1 pseudogene is annotated in these 534 nt (G+C 71.7%); it reads left to right on the top strand.

Going from position 1 to position 534, the window contains the following annotated elements:
* Positions 1–534, top strand: a pseudogene (locus ACXR2U_RS24110) (hypothetical protein); the annotation flags it as partial.

Here is a 534-nt window from a genome sequence, read left to right on the forward strand (position 1 = left end):
ACCGCCGTCGGCATCACCGCCGTCGGCATCACCGCCGTCGGCATCACCGCCGTCGGCATCACCGCCGTCGGCATCACCGCCGTCGGCATCACCGCCGTCGGCATCACCGCCGTCGGCATCACCGCCATCGGCATCACCGCCGTCGGCATCACCGCCATCGGCATCGCCGCCGTCACTGGCGTCACCCTCACTTCCGACATCGCCACCGGCATCGGCACCGGCGTCGGCATCACCGCCGTCGGCATCACCGCCGTCGGCATCACCGCCGTCGGCATCACCGCCATCGGCATCACCGCCATCGGCATCACCGCCATCGGCATCGCCGCCGTCACTGGCGTCACCCTCACTTCCGACATCGCCACCGGCATCGGCACCGGCGTCGGCATCGCTGGCGTCGGCATCAGCGGCGGCCTCGGCATCAGTGGCGGTGTCCATGTCCGCGGCGGTGTCCATGTCCGCGGCGGTGTCCATGTCCGCGGCGGTGTCCATGTCCGCGGCGGTGTCCATGTCCGCGGCGGTGTCCATGTCCGCGGC

This window comes from Jatrophihabitans sp. YIM 134969 (assembly GCF_054456675.1).